The 15,486-nt window shown below is 70.2% G+C and carries 18 protein-coding genes; 11 read left to right on the top strand and 7 right to left on the bottom strand.

Annotation, left to right across the window (positions count from 1 at the left end; translation table 11 throughout):
• Positions 1-8: 8 nt before the first annotated feature.
• The 5 genes from RIN18_RS07845 to RIN18_RS07865 are packed head-to-tail and all read right to left on the bottom strand — an operon-like array spanning position 9 to position 3,559.
• On the bottom strand, positions 9-242 hold the full coding sequence (locus RIN18_RS07845; protein ID WP_309103402.1) for a MoaD/ThiS family protein: 234 nt from the start codon (positions 240-242) through the stop codon (positions 9-11).
• Positions 239-754: a cyclic pyranopterin monophosphate synthase MoaC gene (gene moaC / locus RIN18_RS07850; protein ID WP_309103403.1), complete on the bottom strand. Its 516-nt coding sequence runs from the start codon at positions 752-754 to the stop codon at positions 239-241. Before moaC ends, RIN18_RS07845 begins: the two co-directional genes overlap by 4 nt.
• Positions 751-2,004 carry a gephyrin-like molybdotransferase Glp gene (gene glp / locus RIN18_RS07855; protein WP_309103404.1) on the bottom strand — a complete coding sequence of 418 codons (1,254 nt, stop codon included), beginning with the start codon at positions 2,002-2,004 and terminating at the stop codon, positions 751-753. The genes moaC and glp overlap by 4 nt, the downstream gene beginning before the upstream one ends.
• Positions 2,001-2,774, bottom strand: coding sequence for a HesA/MoeB/ThiF family protein (locus tag RIN18_RS07860; RefSeq protein ID WP_309103405.1), 774 nt, complete (start codon positions 2,772-2,774; stop codon positions 2,001-2,003). Before RIN18_RS07860 ends, glp begins: the two co-directional genes overlap by 4 nt.
• 53 nt (positions 2,775-2,827) lie before the next feature.
• A complete protein-coding gene (locus RIN18_RS07865) occupies positions 2,828-3,559 on the bottom strand; it encodes a TetR/AcrR family transcriptional regulator C-terminal domain-containing protein (protein WP_309103406.1) in 732 nt (243 codons plus the stop codon).
• Positions 3,560-3,683: 124 nt separating this feature from the next.
• Between RIN18_RS07865 and RIN18_RS07870 the strand changes: the two genes are divergently transcribed.
• The 4 genes from RIN18_RS07870 (at position 3,684) to RIN18_RS07885 (ending at position 8,396) form a co-directional block, all read left to right on the top strand.
• A complete protein-coding gene (locus RIN18_RS07870; RefSeq protein ID WP_309103407.1) occupies positions 3,684-4,460 on the top strand; it encodes an ABC transporter ATP-binding protein in 777 nt (258 codons plus the stop codon).
• A complete protein-coding gene (locus RIN18_RS07875; RefSeq protein WP_309103408.1) occupies positions 4,460-6,973 on the top strand; it encodes an ABC transporter permease in 2,514 nt (837 codons plus the stop codon). The genes RIN18_RS07870 and RIN18_RS07875 overlap by 1 nt, the downstream gene beginning before the upstream one ends.
• Before the next feature lie 71 nt (positions 6,974-7,044).
• A complete protein-coding gene (locus RIN18_RS07880) occupies positions 7,045-7,803 on the top strand; it encodes a VOC family protein (protein WP_309103409.1) in 759 nt (252 codons plus the stop codon).
• The gene (locus tag RIN18_RS07885; protein WP_309103410.1) at positions 7,800-8,396 is read left to right on the top strand and encodes an SRPBCC domain-containing protein; all 597 of its coding nucleotides are present in this window, start codon (positions 7,800-7,802) and stop codon (positions 8,394-8,396) included. Before RIN18_RS07880 ends, RIN18_RS07885 begins: the two co-directional genes overlap by 4 nt.
• Positions 8,397-8,468: 72 nt before the next feature.
• On the opposite strand, the gene RIN18_RS07890 is transcribed toward RIN18_RS07885, so the two are convergent.
• Positions 8,469-9,026, bottom strand: a complete 558-nt coding sequence (locus tag RIN18_RS07890) for a peptide deformylase (RefSeq protein ID WP_309103411.1) — start codon at positions 9,024-9,026, stop codon at positions 8,469-8,471.
• A 69-nt stretch (positions 9,027-9,095) separates the two neighbouring features.
• Between RIN18_RS07890 and RIN18_RS07895 the strand changes: the two genes are divergently transcribed.
• Both RIN18_RS07895 and RIN18_RS07900 read left to right on the top strand, forming a co-directional pair.
• The gene (locus RIN18_RS07895; protein ID WP_309103412.1) at positions 9,096-10,295 is read left to right on the top strand and encodes an MFS transporter; all 1,200 of its coding nucleotides are present in this window, start codon (positions 9,096-9,098) and stop codon (positions 10,293-10,295) included.
• The gene (locus RIN18_RS07900) at positions 10,292-10,705 is read left to right on the top strand and encodes a RidA family protein (RefSeq protein WP_309103413.1); all 414 of its coding nucleotides are present in this window, start codon (positions 10,292-10,294) and stop codon (positions 10,703-10,705) included. Before RIN18_RS07895 ends, RIN18_RS07900 begins: the two co-directional genes overlap by 4 nt.
• A 29-nt stretch (positions 10,706-10,734) precedes the next feature.
• Here RIN18_RS07900 and RIN18_RS07905 read toward each other — a convergent pair whose 3' ends face one another.
• Positions 10,735-11,130, bottom strand: a complete 396-nt coding sequence (locus RIN18_RS07905; protein ID WP_309103414.1) for a VOC family protein — start codon at positions 11,128-11,130, stop codon at positions 10,735-10,737.
• A gap of 133 nt (positions 11,131-11,263) precedes the next feature.
• Between RIN18_RS07905 and RIN18_RS07910 the strand changes: the two genes are divergently transcribed.
• From RIN18_RS07910 to moaA, 5 genes are all read left to right on the top strand, one after another.
• A complete protein-coding gene (locus tag RIN18_RS07910; protein ID WP_309103415.1) occupies positions 11,264-11,656 on the top strand; it encodes a TOBE domain-containing protein in 393 nt (130 codons plus the stop codon).
• Position 11,657: 1 nt separating this feature from the next.
• Complete coding sequence (modA, locus tag RIN18_RS07915; protein WP_309103416.1) at positions 11,658-12,428, top strand: molybdate ABC transporter substrate-binding protein; 771 nt, start codon at positions 11,658-11,660, stop codon at positions 12,426-12,428.
• Positions 12,425-13,213, top strand: a complete 789-nt coding sequence (modB, locus tag RIN18_RS07920; protein ID WP_309103417.1) for a molybdate ABC transporter permease subunit — start codon at positions 12,425-12,427, stop codon at positions 13,211-13,213. The genes modA and modB overlap by 4 nt, the downstream gene beginning before the upstream one ends.
• Positions 13,210-14,286 (top strand): ABC transporter ATP-binding protein, encoded by a 1,077-nt coding sequence (locus RIN18_RS07925; RefSeq protein ID WP_309103418.1) that lies wholly within the window; start codon positions 13,210-13,212, stop codon positions 14,284-14,286. Before modB ends, RIN18_RS07925 begins: the two co-directional genes overlap by 4 nt.
• Before the next feature lie 99 nt (positions 14,287-14,385).
• A complete protein-coding gene (gene moaA, locus RIN18_RS07930; RefSeq protein ID WP_309103419.1) occupies positions 14,386-15,468 on the top strand; it encodes a GTP 3',8-cyclase MoaA in 1,083 nt (360 codons plus the stop codon).
• Positions 15,469-15,486 lie beyond the last annotated feature (18 nt).

The raw sequence follows: 15,486 nt of genomic DNA on the forward strand, positions 1-15,486 counted from the left end.
CCTCGCACTCACCCGCCCGCGAACGGGGGCAGCACGTCGATGAGGCGTGCCTCATCGAGCCGGCGATCGTCGTCAGCGCGCACGCCGTCGACGAGCACTGCGCACCGCGGCAGGATGTCGGCGAGAGCCGGATGCTGCTCGATGACCGCTGCACGCAGTGCCAGCAGGGTGCGCTCGTCGCGCTCCTCGGTCTCGCGCCCGGCCGCCTCCGCCGCCGCGGCGAAGTACCGCACGAGGGTCATCGCGACTCGTCCGACGCGGGATACGCCGCTTCGGGCGACGGTTCGCCGGGGCGGACCCAATCACCGGAGCGCCCGCCGGATTTCGCGACGATGCGCACGTCTTCGATGATGACGGCACGGTCGATGCCCTTGATCATGTCGACGACCGCGAGCGCCGCCACCGACACGGCGGTCAGGGCCTCCATCTCGACGCCGGTGCGATCGGCGGTGCCGACGGTCGCCTCGATCTGCACCCCGGCGTCGACGATCTCGAGTTCGACGCTCGCCCGGTGCACGCCGATCACGTGCGCGAGCGGAAGCAGGGCGGCGGTGGACTTGGCGGCCTGGATGCCGGCGATGCGAGCGACCGCGAGAACGTCGCCCTTCGGCGCGGTGCCGTCACGGAGAGCGGTGATCACGTCGGCACCGGCGCGCACGAACCCGCGGGCCGTCGCCGTGCGCACGGTCGGCTGCTTCGCGGTGACATCGACCATGTGAGCGCGTCCGGCGGCGTCGAGGTGGGGGAAGCTCATTCGACCAGCATGACATCGATCGCATCGCCGACGGCGACGGCATCCACCTCGGCCGGCACGATCGCGAAAGCGCGTGCGCGGGCGAGACCTCCGGCGAGATGCGACCCCGACCCGCCGGCGGTCGCCGGCCGCACCGTGCGCGCTGCGACGTCGACGACGGCGGGGAGGTACTGACGACGGCCGGGAGGAGTGGTCCACGGGGTGTCTGCCGTGAAGGGAGCGAGCGGGCGATGGATATCGGTGCGTCCCTGCATCGCGAGCAGCGCCGGGCGCACGAACACCTCGAACGAGACGGCGACGCTCACCGGGTTGCCCGGCAGGCCGAACACCAGGCAGCCCGCACCCAGCACCCCGAACGCCTGCGGCTTCCCAGGCTGCATGGCGACGGGAACGAACTCGATCTCGCCGCCGCCGTCGAAGGCCGAGCGCACCGGTTCGTATGCTCCCGCGCTCACCCCGCCGGTGAACACGATCACGTCGGCGCCGCGTTCGAGAGCCTGCGCCGTCACTTCCGTGACGGCGTGCGCGTCGTCGGGGATCCGCGCGGCCAGCACGACCTCGGCACCCGCACCGCCCACCAGCTGCTCGAGAAGGGGACCGTTCGAATCGGGGATACGACCGCGCGCCGGCGCCTCACCGGGCGCGAGCAGCTCGCTGCCGGTCGACACCACCGCCACGCGCGGTGCACGCGCCAGCGTGACGACGGAGACACCCGCGGCGACCGCCGCCGCGACCTGGAAAGGGCCGATGCGGTCTCCCGCGGGCACCAGTTCGTCGCCCGCGCGCAGATCCGCACCTCGTCGGCGGATGAACGCCCCGGGTTGCGCCGGCGCCCGCAGCACCCGCACTTCGCGCAGCGAGTCGGCGAGTCCGCCGGCGGTGTCCTCGAACGGCACGATCGCATCGGCGTCGGTGGGTGCCGGCGATCCGGTCATGATGCGGGCAGCGTCGCCCGCGCCCAGCGCCGGGTCAGCCGAGACCCCGGCCGGGAGGTCGGCGACGACCCGCAACGAGACCGGACTCTCGGGCGATGCGCCGGCGACATCGGCCGCGCGCACGGCGAAACCGTCCATCGCGGAGTTGTCGAAGAGGGGGATGTCGTGTGCCGCCGTCACAGACTCAGCCAGCGTCCGCCCCGCCGCATCCGCCACATCGAGCGTCTCGGCCCCGAGCACGCGTACGGCGTCGAGCACGCGCGCCAGCTGCTCCTCGACGGAGCGCAGATTCCTCGTGCCGGACGCGCCGTTCACGCCGGCACCGCCGAGGCGGGGCGGATCGCGATCTCGTGCTGGCGGGCGGTGAGGGCATCGATCATCGCGAGGCGGCCGAGAAGGGGCTCTCCCGCTCCGGTGATGAGCTTCACGACCTCACTCGCGAGGACGCCCCCCACCTGAACGCACAGCGCCCCCAGCACGCCGACCTGGGCGCAGCTGGGAGGCTCGCCCTCCGTTCCGACGGGAAAGAGGTCGGCGAGCACCACCGGCTCGCCGACGATGGGACGCGCCCAGAACACCGTGGCCTGTGCGTGCCATTCCTGCACGGCGCCCCACACCAGCGGCAGTCCGAGAGCCTCCGTCGCCGAGGCCGCGTGCCGGCGCGTCTGGAACGAGTCGCTCGTGTCGACGACGACGTCTGCCCCGGCGAGCAGGCGTTCGGCGTTGCCGGCATCCAGGCGTTCGCCCACCTCCCTGACGGTCGCATGGGGAGCGAGGGCCGTGATCGCACGGGCAGCGGATGCCGTCTTCGGCGTACCGATGTCATCGACACGGTGCGCGAGCTGGCGCTGCAGGTTCGTCAGCTCGACGACATCGTCGTCGATCACCGTGATCGTGCCGACTCCGGCCGCCGCGAGCGCCAGCAGCACGGGTGAGCCGAGGCCCCCGGCGCCGATCACCGTCACGCGAGCCGCCGACAGCCGGCGTTGTCCTTGTTCGCCGATGCCCGCGAGTACGGCATGGCGGGCCGTGCGGACGAGTTCGGCCGGCTCCAATGCCGGAGCGGGAGCGACGAGAGGGTCCATGGCTTCAGGGTATGCCTCCCCACCCCGGCGGCGCGCCGTGATGGCGGGAGCGATCAGCCGGCGATACCGCGCAGAATCCGTTCGAGTCCGTACTCGAAATCGGCATCGTGCGTGGCGATCGTCGGCTCCTGATACTGTCCGGCGCCGAACAGCGCGGCGACGCGGCGATATCCCCGTGCATCGATCAGCGGAGCGACCTGCTCGACGACGTCGCGATCTGAGAGCGGGTGCTCGGTCCAGGCTCCGAGGTCTCGCTGCGTGATGAACTGGAAGCGGACGTAGCCGTCGAGCAGGGTGGCAGCGCGAAGGATGTCAGGCGCTGGCAGCGGGCTGCTCTCGAGTGCCGCCAGCAGCGCCTCGAGCCAGCCCAGGGCGTTGGGTGTGATCGGTACGGTGAGCGTGAGATCCGCCAGCCACGGATGCCGCAGATACCGCTCGCGAAGCGCGCCTGCCCACTCGCGTGTTGCGGCGCGCCAGTCGTCGGTCGTCGCCGTGAGCGGGGGATCGGCGAGAGCGTACTCGCGCAGCAGCACGTCGAGCTCTTCGCGCGAGTCGACATAGCGATACAGCGCGTTCGTCGTGACGTTCAGAGCGTCGGCGAGCCGCACCAGTGACACCGACGCCATCCCGCCGGTGTCCGCAAGTCCGGCGGCCTGCGCGACGATCGTCTCGAGCTCGAGCGAGGGACGCCGTCCGCGCTTGCCGGGCTGCTGCGGCATGCCCCAGGCGCGGCGCAGCTGCGGAGGCAGGAGCCTCGGCGGCTCGGGAGCATCCGTCTGGGTCATCCCTCGATGTAATCACGCTTCGAGGCGCGGCGCGCTCTGCATCCGCGGCCACCGTCTGTCATTCCTCGCCGGAATCGGTTATTGTGCATGGGTCACACAATAATCCATCCTGAGGACGGGAACCATGAAGAAGAAGATCGCCGACGAGCTCGACGATCGCGGCGGCCCCGCGATCGCCCTCTCCGATGTGCGGAAGGTGTACAACTCGGGAGCCCGCACCGTGCAGGCGCTGCGAGGAGTCACCCTGGACGTCGCACGCGGGTCTTTCACCGCGGTGATGGGTCCTTCCGGATCCGGGAAGAGCACGCTTCTGCATTGCGCCGCGGGCCTCGATACTCCCTCGTCCGGATCCGTGCGGCTGGCGGGCCGCGACCTGGACGGCCTGTCGGACGATGCGCTCACCGAGTTCCGCCGTGAGCACGCCGCTTTCATCTTCCAGTCCTTCAATCTGATGCCCGCGCTCACGGTGCGGCGCAACGTCGCACTGCCGATGATCCTGGCCGGCAGACGCGTCGATGACGCCGCCGTCGATCGGGCGATCGAACGCGTGGGGCTGGCAGACCGGGCGGACCATCGACCGGGAGAGCTCTCCGGCGGTCAGCAGCAGCGTGTGGCGATCGCGCGCGCGCTCGCCGGCCGTGCGGACGTTCTGTTCGCCGACGAGCCGACGGGGGCGCTCGACACCGCCACTGCGGCCAGCGTGCTCACCCTCATGCGGGAGTCCGTGACCTGGCACGGCCAGGCCATCCTGATGACGACACACGATCCGATCGCCGCGTCGTATGCCGACCAGGTCGTGGTCGTGGTCGACGGGCAGATCGCGACGACGCTGTACGGCCCGACGCCCGAGAGCGTCGCGGCCGAGCTCACCAGGGTCGCAAGCCGGATGGCGGTGCGCTGATGTGGAGTATCGCTCTCAGCAGCATCCGGCACCGCCTGGCCGCGTGTGCAGCAGTCTTCATCGCCACGGCTCTCGGCGCGGCACTGGTCATGACCGCTGGCGGGTTCTTCGAGACGGGCATCAGGCTCACCGCTCCCGCCGATCGTCTGTCCGCAGCCGAGATGATCGTCATCGGCAGCCCCGACTACGTCATGCTGACGCCGGAAGGCGATCCCACGACGGACTATCGCCCGTACCCCGAACGCCACCGGGTCCCCGCGGAGGCGGTCGCCGACATCCGTGATCTGGCGGGCGTCGACGCAGCCGTGCCCGTCCACTTCCTCGAGGGCAGGATCCAGCACGGCGATGAGCTGATCCCCGTCACTGCGCAGAACGCGTCATCCGCAGCATCCGGCCCGTTCGGTGTCGATGCGGGTGAGCTCCCGACGGGCTCGGCAGTCGCGATCAGCGCGTCCTTGGCCGAGCGGATGTCACTCTCCGTCGACGACTCCGTCACCGTGGTGCTCGGCGGCGAACCGCGAGGCGCACGGGTCGCGGGCGTCGTCGGCGACTCGAACTCACCGCCGACCCTCTTCGTCTCCGACGACGTCGCCACCGAGGTCGCCGCAGGCGAGGTCGTCGACGCCGTCGCCGTGCATCCCGCCGGCCAGGCAGACCTCGCTGAGCTGCGCGGGCGGATCCACGCGGCGGTACCCGGGGCCGTGATCCTGGAAGGAGGCGGGCGCGGCGCGGCGGAGAATCCCGCAGTGTCCGCCTCGCGCATCCCCGCGATCGTCACCGGTGCCGTGTTCGCGGGCATCGTCCTCGTGGTGCTCGGGACGATCGTCTCGGGAACGGTCTCGCTGTCGGTGCGTCAGCGATCGCGCGAGATCAGCCTTCTGCGTGCGACGGGTGCTACCGGCAGGCAGGCGCGACGGGCCATCATGATCGAGACGATGGTGGTCGGGATCTCCGGCATCATCGTCGGCGTCGGCGTGGGATTCCCGATCAGCGCCGGAGTCTTCGCGATCGTGTCCGCCGCAGGGCTCTTCCCGCCGGTCCTCGAGCTCGAGGTCGGTGTCATCCCGGTGGCGATCGCGGCCGTCGCTCCGCTGCTCGTCCTCTTCCTGGCGACGGCAGCCGCTGCGCGCGGCGCCCGTCGATCACGGGCGATCGACGCCCTGCAGGAGGCCGACATCCCGAAGGTGCGCATGGGTGTGGCCCGGTGGATCTTCGGCGTGGTCTTCGGTCTGGGCGCGATCGCGCTCGCGGTGATCACCTGCCTGATGCCGCCGGCGCTGGTGACGGCGACGAGCGGGCCCGCCGTGCTCGCCGGCAGCATATCTGCGGCACTGCTGGCGCCGGTCTGGCTGCGGCTGGGCAACGTGATGCTTCGACCCGTTCTGCGTGCGACCGCCGGCCACCTCGGAGTGATCAGTTCGGACAGTCTCCGGCTGAGGTCCGGACAGCTCAGCGCGGTGACGGCATGCATCGCCCTGGTGGTCGGCATCGGCGTCGGAAACCTGGCGTCTCAGGACATCCAGCGCGAAGCCGCGCTGGCGGCCGCGGTCGCACCGTTCCGAGCGGGCGCGGTGCTCGACTCGGCAGGGCAGCCGGATGCGGTCATCGAGCGCGCCGCCGCGCTCGATGTCGTCGGTGCTGCAGGCGCGATCGTGCTGAGCGGCGGGTGGATCGAGAAGCCGTACGATCCCTCGCATCCGGATCGCCCCTGGAGCGTCGTCGGCATCACCACGGCCGATGTGACGAACTTCGACGCCGACCAGGGAACGCTTGCGGATCTCTCGGGAGACACGATCGCGCTGCCGAGACGGAACGCGGACCAACTCGGCCTGTCCGTGGGTGACGAGATCGCATTCCGTTTCGGCGACGGCGCGGGAGCGACGCTCCGGCTGGTGGCCACCTATCCCGACCGCGTCGGCTACGAACGTCTGCTGCTGCCGGCCGACCTGCTCGCGCGCCACACCACCACGCGGGAGGCGTCGACGATTCTCGTCACCCCGGCGGACGGCGTCTCGGACGCGTCGTTGCACGAGGCGCTTCGCGCGGAGTTCGACGGCAGCAGCGTGTCCGTGCGCGACGGGCGCTCGATCGCCTCGGTGGCCGCTTCGGGACTGGGAGTGCAGACCATCATCAACACGCTGATGGTGGCGATCACGGTCGCCTACGCCGCCATCGCGGTCATCAACACCCTCAGCGTGACGATCCTCGCGCGCCGTCGCGAACTGGCCCTGCTCCGCCTCACGGGTTCGACGCGACGACAGGTTCTGCGAGTGCTCGGGTCGGAGACAGCCGTTCTCGCGACGACCGGGACCGTGCTGGGGCTCGTCGTCGCGCTGGCCGCCGTCGCCCCCACCGCACTCGCCGTCGGCGGTTCTCTGATCACGGGAGGAGCGCTCGGGATCGTGGTGGGCACGCTGGCGGTCGTGGCACTTCTCGTCCTCCCCGTCACCGGCGCGATCGGACGGCGGGCGACGGTCGATCGCCCCGTCGAGGACGTGACGAGAGCAATGTGACATTGACAGGCAAGCGCTGGCTTGCATATCCTGGTCAGGCAAGCCCCCGCTTGCCTGACCAGGAGGGTGAGATGGACGTCTTCAGCGCATTGTCGGATCCGACACGTCGTGCGATCGTCGACGAGCTGCAAGCGAAGGACGGCCAGTCGCTCTTCGAGCTGTGCGCGCGTCTGGTCACCAATCACGCTCTCACGTCGACGCGGCAAGCCGTCTCGCAGCACCTCGAGGTGCTGGAGAGGGTCGGCCTGGTCACGTCGAGGCGCGAAGGGCGGTACAAGTTGCTCTTCCTGGACACCTCCCCGCTGCGGCCGGTCATCGATCGCTGGCTCGAGCAGACGCCCGAAAGGCGCAGCGGTCCGGCGGAATCCCGCGAGGAGCTGAACCCCAGAAGGACCGGGATGCGCGTGACCTGGGTGACCCTGTTCGTCGACGATCAGGAGAGGGCCCGCCGGTTCTACACCGAGACGCTCGGATTCCTCGTCAAGCACGACGTTCCGCTCGGGGCCGATCGCTGGCTGACACTCGTCTCGGCGACAGATCGTGACGGTGTCGAGCTCGTTCTCGAGCCGGCCGCGCACCCGGCGGTGACGCGGTTCCGAGCGGCGCTCGCCGCCGACGGCATCCCGGCGCACTCGTTCGCGGTGGACGACGTCGACAGCGAGTACGAGCACCTGCGCAGCCTGGGTGTCCACTTCACCCAGCGGCCCGCCGTCATGGGGGCGACCACCACGGCGGTCTTCGACGACACCTGCGGGAACCTGATCCAGATCCATCACCACGTCGACCAGAGATCGGCGCACACCCATCGAGAAAGAGGAGAACACGCATGAGTGACATCGCGAACGAGGAAGCGAGTCTGCACGCGATCGAACGAATCGTCACGCGTCGGAACATCGAGGACGGGCCCGCGCACGCGGTGGTGCTCCGTCGCCGTTTCGAGGCGCCGATCGACGAGGTGTGGGTGGCCATCACGTCACCGGATCGCATCGATCGCTTCTTCCTGCCCGTGAGCGGAGACTTCCGCGAAGGAGGGCACTACGCGTTCGAAGGACAGGCGAGCGGACGCATCCTCGTCTGCGAGGCCCCGAATCTCCTCCGCCTGGAATGGCTCCCGCCCGACCGCGGTGAAGCCGACGAGGTCGAGGTGCGCCTGGTCGACGACGGCGACGACGCGACATGGCTCGAGCTCGAGCATGCCTCGGTCGCCGACGTCTTCCACACCGATCTCTCCGGGGACAAGTTCAGCCCCGCCATCGGGTGGGAAGGGCCACTGCACTACCTGGGGGAGTTCCTTCGTGGTGCACTGCCCGACCAGCCCGCTGATCAGTGGTACGTCTTCGATGAGACCGAGGAGATGCGGCTCGCGAAGCTTCGCGCTGCGGAGTGGGCCGAGGCGGAGGCGCGGTTCGCGAAGCAGCGCTGACGATCGTCAGACGAGGGTATCCCACCCCTGAAACCGGGGGCGTCGCTGAGCGGCGCTCCCGTTTTCGCGTGTCTATGCCGGCCAGGTGGCGGGGTAGTGCGCGGCGTTTCTTCTCATCTCGCGACGGAGTTCGCGGCGCTGCTCCACCGACAGCCGATCCGCCATCACGATCCCGTTCACGTGATCGCTCTCGTGCTGCAGGCACCGGGCGAGAGTCCCCGTGCCTCGGACGGTGATCGGATCGCCGTACTGATCGTGCCCGCGACAGACGGCGAAATCCGGTCGTGCCACGGGCACGGCGGCGCCCGGATACGACAGGCATCCCTCGAGGTCTGTCGCGTCGACCGGGTCGGCGGCGAGGTCGATCGTCGGATTGCAGACGAGGCCCTGCCGGCGCCGACCGAAGGCGTCTTCGCAGTCGTAGACGAAGACCGAGAGATCCGCGCCGATCTGGGGTGCCGCAAGCCCCGCCCCGTCCGCGGCGGCATTGGTCGCGAAGAGGATGCCCAGCAGGTCCCACAGCTCCGGTCCGAAGTCCGTCACCGGCCGGCACGGTCGATGCAGCACCGGTTCTCCCCACCGTGTGATGGGGACGGCGCGCCCGAGCGTCATCAGCTCTTCGAGCGGCATCCGTATCGCCTTTCTGATTCCGGTGACCGCCTCTTGATGTTCGGTGCGGCCACCGGAATACTATCGTGCATGGGTCGCACAATTACGAATCCGCCAGCGGAGGCGGGCGCTCGCCTTCGCGTCGCGCCCCTGCTGCTGCTGGCGGCCGCCGTGTGGGCGACGGTGACCGTCGAACTGGTGCCGGCCGGGCTCCTGCCCGACGTGGCCGCTGAGTTCGGCATCCGCGTCAGCGCCGCCGGGCTGATGGTGTCGGCATGGGCGGTGACGATCGCCGTCGCGAGTCTTCCGCTGGCGCGGCTGCTGCGCCGACTCGACCGTCGCGCGCTTCTCGTCGGAGCGCTCGCCGTGATGGCGCTCGCCAACATCGCCCTGGCGCTGGCGCCCACGTTCGAGGTCGTCGCTGTCTGCCGGATCATCGCGGCGGCGGCGCACGGCGCATTCTGGTCGACCGTCATGGTCTTCGCCGCCGCGATATCCCCACCCGCTCACACCGGCCGGGCGGTGACGATCACCGGCGCCGGAGCGGCTGTGGCGGTGTTCCTCGGCGTGCCGCTGGGCACCTTCATCGGGCAGGCGGCGGGCTGGCGTTCGACGTTCTGGATGCTCGCAGCGCTGCTGGCCGCCTGCGCCCTCGTCATCCGCCTGACATTGCCGGCCATCGCCGGATCTCGTGCGGACAAAGGAGACCGGAGAGGGTCGGACGCCACGCTCGTTCCTGTCATCCTCATCGTCTTCGTACAGCTCTTCGTGGCGTTCGCGCACTTCTCCCTCTACACCTACGTCTCGCCGTTCCTCACAGATCGCGTCGGCATCCCCGAGCAGGCCGTCGGCGTGCTTCTGCTCCTCTCCGGCGTCGGGGGGCTGATCGGGCTCGTCATCGTGACCTTCGCCGCGGACCGCGTTCCGAGGGCGGCCATGATCGCCGCCCTCGCGCTGCTCTTCGTCGCGCTCCTGGCGCTCGCTGCGGGCGCCGAATCGCTGCCGGCCGCGATCGTGTCGTTCGTGGTGTGGGGAATCGCCATCGGCGCCCTTCCACCGTTGTTGCTGGCGAGAACCCTCCGGTTGGCGAGCGACCGGCTGCGTACGGCGGCGAGCGCCATGGCCGTCGTCGCCTTCAACGCCGGGATCGCGATCGGCGCCTGGTCGGGTGCGCTGATCGTCGACGGCCCAGGGCTGACTGTGCTGCCCGTGGTCGCCGCCTCGGCCGCTGCGGTGGCGCTCGCGATCTGCCTGCTGTCCCTGCGTCTCGATCGAAAGGAGCCTCGATGACATCGATCCGATTCATCTCTCCGGCGGGCCTGGTGCAATCGCCCGCCTTCAACCATGTGGCCGTGGTTCCACCGGGGTTCGCCACGGTGTTCGTCGGCGGGCAGAACGCCGTCGACGGCTCGGGCGAGCTCGTCGGGGCCGGCGATGCGGCCGCTCAGGTCGGCAGGGTGATGGAGAACCTCCGCGAGGCGCTGCGGGCAGCGGATGCCGACATGCAAGACCTCGTCTCGATGACGATCATCATCGTCGACGGCGTCGATCTCGTCGCGGCCTACCCCGTCGCGGCGGCAGCCCTCGGCGGCGCGGCGCCGGTGGTGAGCGTCGTCACGGTGACAGGTCTCGCCGTGCCGGGCGCGCTCGTCGAGGTGAGCGCGATCGCGGCCGTCCCCGCCGCCGACCGGGCCGGGTAGCGACGCGCGAGAGCTCGCGGATCCGGCGGTCAGCTCGCCGCGAGCACGGAGAGGACGTTGCCTGCGGGGTCCTTGAACCAGGCGATGTCCGGCCCCTGGCCCGGACCGCCGTGCGAGATGCCCTTGGCGTCTGTCCCGGAGTCGGGGTCGGTGTAGATCTTGGTCACGACGCCGCGTGCGTTGAGATCGTCGACGGCGGCCTCGACATCGTCGACGGGGAAGTTCAGGATCGTGTAACTCGCCGGAGAGTGATCCGGCTTCTCGTAGACGAAGATCGACCCGCCCTGCGGAAGGGCGATGTTGAGGAAGCCCATCGCGTCGGTGGTGACCTCCATGCCGAGTGTGTCGCCGTAGAAGGATCGGGCGGCGTCGATGGAATCGACGCTGAAGCCGCTGAACGCGTGTGTCGTCTGAAACGCTGTCATGTGGTCATCATGCGCCCCGTCGAGCGGCGTGTCCAGGGCACAGCGGTCGCCGGCAGCAGCGGGTCGACGAGGTGGCTGACGCAGAAGCGGATGATTCTCCCGTCTGAGACCGCATCTGCGGTAGTATGCACCGATGGAGAGCTATCGCATCGCCCGCGCAGCCCAGCTCCTCGGAGTGAGCGATGACACGGTGCGGCGCTGGGTGGACCAGGGTGTGCTGCCGGTCACCGATGCGGTGCCCGCTGAGATCCCAGGAGACGCGCTCGCCGAACGCGCGATCGCACTCGCCACCGAGTCTCCGGATCCGATCGACGCCCGCTCCAGTGCTCGCAACCGGTTCGTCGGAATCGTGACCCGCGTGCAGATCGACGGACTGATGGCGCAGGTCGACATCCAGGCCGGCCCCCACCGGGTGGTATCGCTGCTGTCGGCCGAAGCCGCGCGCGAACTCCGGCTCGAGGTCGGGTCGCTGGCGACGGCCTCGGTCAAGGCGACCCAGGTCACGGTCGAGGTTCCGAAGGGCTGACATGAGCCGTTCCCTGCGTCGTTCAGCCGTCGTCCTCGCCGCCGCTGCCGCAGCGGTGCTCGCGGGTTGCTCCGCAGGTGCCGCGCCGACGCCGGACGGGGCGGAGCGCGCCCCGAGCGGCGACCTCGTCGTGTACGCGGCAGCGTCGCTCTCCGCCGCGTTCGACGCGATCGGCGACGCCTTCACCGCCGAGCATCCGGGGGTGAAGATGAGTCACGTCTACGACGGCTCGCCGACGCTCGTCACGCAACTGCTCGAGGGCGCTCCCGCTGACGTGATCGCGACGGCCGACGACGACACCATGGCCCAGCTCGACAGCACAGCCGGCGAGCCGAGTGTGTTCGCCTCGAACACACTGGTCATCGCCGTCCCCACCGGCAACCCCGGCGATGTGCAGACCCTCGCCGACCTCGCCGACGGGGTCACCGTGCTCTGCGACGCCGCGGTTCCCTGCGGCGCGGCATCCGCGACCCTCCTTGAAAACGCCGGCATCGCACTGGAACCCGCCAGCCTCGAGCAGAACGTGACGGCCGTGCTCACGAAGGTCACCGCCGGCGAGGCCGATGCCGGACTCGTGTACGCCACCGATGCGATCGGTCGTGACGACGTCGAGACGATCGTCCCCGCGGGCGCGGAGGAGGTTGTGGTCCGCTACCCGATCGCGACACTCACGGACGCACGCAACCCGGGCACCGCTTCGGCGTTCGTCAACTTCGTGCTGTCGGATGCCGGGCAGGCGATCCTGGCCGACTTCGGGTTCGGAACGCCGTGAGCGCCGCCGACACGAGCGGGTACGCCCCCCGTGCGCTCGCTGTCCCGGCATCCATCGGGCTCGCCTTCCTCGTGCTGCCGCTCGCGGCACTGATCGCGCGCGTCGAGTGGTCGACGTTCGTCGCCGATGTGACCTCCGACGCCGCCCTGTCGGCACTCGCCCTCTCGCTGGGCACCGGACTCACCGCCACCGTGCTGTGCATCCTCATCGGAGTGCCGCTGGCGCTGTTCATCGCCCGCTCGAGCCCGCGGCTCGCGGCCGTGCTGCGCGCGGCCGTGACGGTGCCCCTGGTGCTGCCACCCATGGTGGGTGGCGTCGCTCTGCTGTATCTCTTCGGACGCGCGGGTTGGCTGGGAGGCTTCGGGCTGTCGTTCAGCACGCCCGCCGTGGTGCTCGCGCAGACGTTCGTCGCCCTGCCGTTCCTGGTGCTCGCCGTCGAGGGGGCCGTGCGCACATCGGGTGTCGACTACGAGCGCACGGCGGCGGCTCTCGGCGCAGGCAGATGGACGATCCTGCGTCGCATCACGCTTCCGCTCGCGGCTCCGGGGATCGTCGCGGGCATCGTGCTCTGCTTCGCTCGGGCGATCGGCGAGTTCGGCGCGACGGCACTGTTCGCCGGTAATCGCCCCGGCGTCACGCAGACGATGCCGCTGGCGATCTATACCGCATTCAACGGGGCCGGAGTGTCTCGGGGTGCGGCCGTCGCCCTGTCACTGCTGCTGCTCGCCGCCGCGATCGCGGTGCTGCTGCTCGTGCGTGGCTGGCGACCGGGTGCGGCCCGATGAGCGTGGGGGACGGCGCCGAGGTGCCGGGTCTGTGCGCTCATATCGTTGTGAAGCGGGAGCACTTCACCGTCGACGTCGCGATGCGGGCCGCCACGGGGGAGACGCTGGCCGTGATGGGGCCCAGTGGGGCCGGCAAGTCGACCCTTCTCCAGGCGCTCGCGGGGCTGCAGAAGCTGACGGCCGGGGAGATCTCGGTGGAGGGACGCACCGTCGACCGCGTCGCCGCGCCGCGGGTGCGTGCGACGCCGATGGATCGCGGTGTCGTGCTGCTCGGTCAGGACGCGCGTCTGTTCCCCCACCTTTCCGTCCGCGAGAACGTCGCCTTCGGCCCCCGCTCGAAAGGGGCGGCCGCCCGCACGGCGCGTGACACAGCCGAGGAGTGGCTCATCCGCGTGGGGCTCCCCGGTGCCGGAGACCGGATGCCGCGCGAGCTCTCGGGCGGGGAAGGACAGCGCGTCGCCGTCGCGCGCGCGTTGGCGGCATCCCCCCGCGTCGTGCTGCTCGACGAGCCGCTGGTCGCGCTCGACCCCGAGACCGCGGGAGACATCCGGCGGATGCTGCGAGACCAGCTCGCCGGCACCACCACCGTGGCGGTCACGCACGACGCCGCCGACGCCGTCGCGCTGGCGGATCGGCTGATCGTGGTGGAATCGGGTCGCGCCACGCAGGCAGGGCCCGTTCGGGAGGTGCTCTCGGCACCCGCGTCCGATTTCGTCGCGTCGATCGCCGGGGTCAACCGGCTCGTCGGCATCGCCAGCGAGGGCGCGTGGCAGAGCGGCCACATCCGTCTGACCAGTGCGGATGCCGAATCGCGCGCGCTCGCCGCTGACGGTGGCGCCCGGATCGCAGCTGTGTTCCGTGCGGATGCGGTTCGGATTCTCGCCGCGGACGCGCCAGATGGATGGGAGACGACCATCACCCGCTTCGAACCCACCCTCGCCGGTGTGCGGGCGCATACTCAGTCCGGTTGCGCGGTCGACCTCTCTCTTCACGAGGTAGCGGGACGAGTACCGGGCGACGTGATCCGGCTGCACGTGGCTCCCTCGGACGTGCGGCTCGTCCCCGCAGTGTGACCCGCCGCCCTGGCAATGTGCCGTTCATCGACGCACGAACGATCCCGCCGGTTCTCGCGCGGGCTACGCTCAGGACATGACGGGGTCCGAGGCGATGCGATGAGGGCCGTTCCGGTCGTCATCGGTGTTCGGACTTCGAGCGCCGCGCCCGTCGCCGCGACGAAAGCCGCAACCGGCCCACTCGTCGACACCCACGGTCGCGTGCACCGCGACCTACGCATCTCGCTGACCGACCGCTGCTCGCTGCGGTGCACCTATTGCATGCCCGAGCAGGGCAACGAGTGGCTCGCTCGCACCAGCATCCTCTCGACCGATGAGATCGTCGAAGTCGCCGAGGTGGCCGCCTCGCTCGGCATCCGCACGTTCCGTCTCACCGGTGGTGAGCCGCTGCTGCGCGCCGACATCGTCGAGGTCGTGCGACGGATCGCCCGCATCGAGGGCGCCGAAGGGCCTGTCGAGGTCGCGATGACGACGAACGGCATCAGTCTCGCGGCGAAGCTCCCTCAGCTGATCGACGCCGGACTCACGCGCCTGAACATCAGCATCGACACGATCAACCGGCAGCGCTTCGCCGACCTCACCCGGCGCGACCGGCTCGACGACGTCTTCGAGGGCATCGCGGCAGCCGCAGCATCCGAACTCCGCCCTCTCAAGCTCAACGCGGTCGCGATGCGCGGGGTCAACGACGACGAACTCGTCGACCTTGTCTCCTTCGCGATGGATGTCGGGGCGGAGCTGCGATTCATCGAGCAGATGCCGCTGGACGCCGGCCATACCTGGGACCGCGCGACGATGGTCACGCGTGAGGAGATACTCGCGAAGCTCGGCGAACGGTGGCAACTCGAACCTGTCCCGGGCCGCGGCGGTGCGCCCGCCGAGAAGTGGCGCCTCGACGGCGGACCTCACGAGGTCGGCGTGATCGCCTCGGTGACGGCGCCGTTCTGCGGCGCGTGCGACCGACTGCGCCTGACGGCCGACGGCCAGCTGCGCAACTGCCTGTTCTCGATGGCGGAGTACGACCTGACCGCGCTGCTTCGCGGCGGCGGCTCCGTCCCCGGGCAGCGCGCCGGTGACATCGCCGCGCTACTGCGTTCGTGCGTGCTCGGCAAGCTCCCCGGCCACGCGATCGACGACCCGTCGTTCCTTCAGCCTGCACGCGGCATGAACGCGATCGGCGGCTGACCGCGTAGATCGGGCCGA

The sequence above is a fragment of the Microbacterium sp. genome (genome assembly GCF_031179285.1).
In the GTDB taxonomy this organism is placed as follows: Bacteria; Actinomycetota; Actinomycetes; order Actinomycetales; family Microbacteriaceae; genus Microbacterium.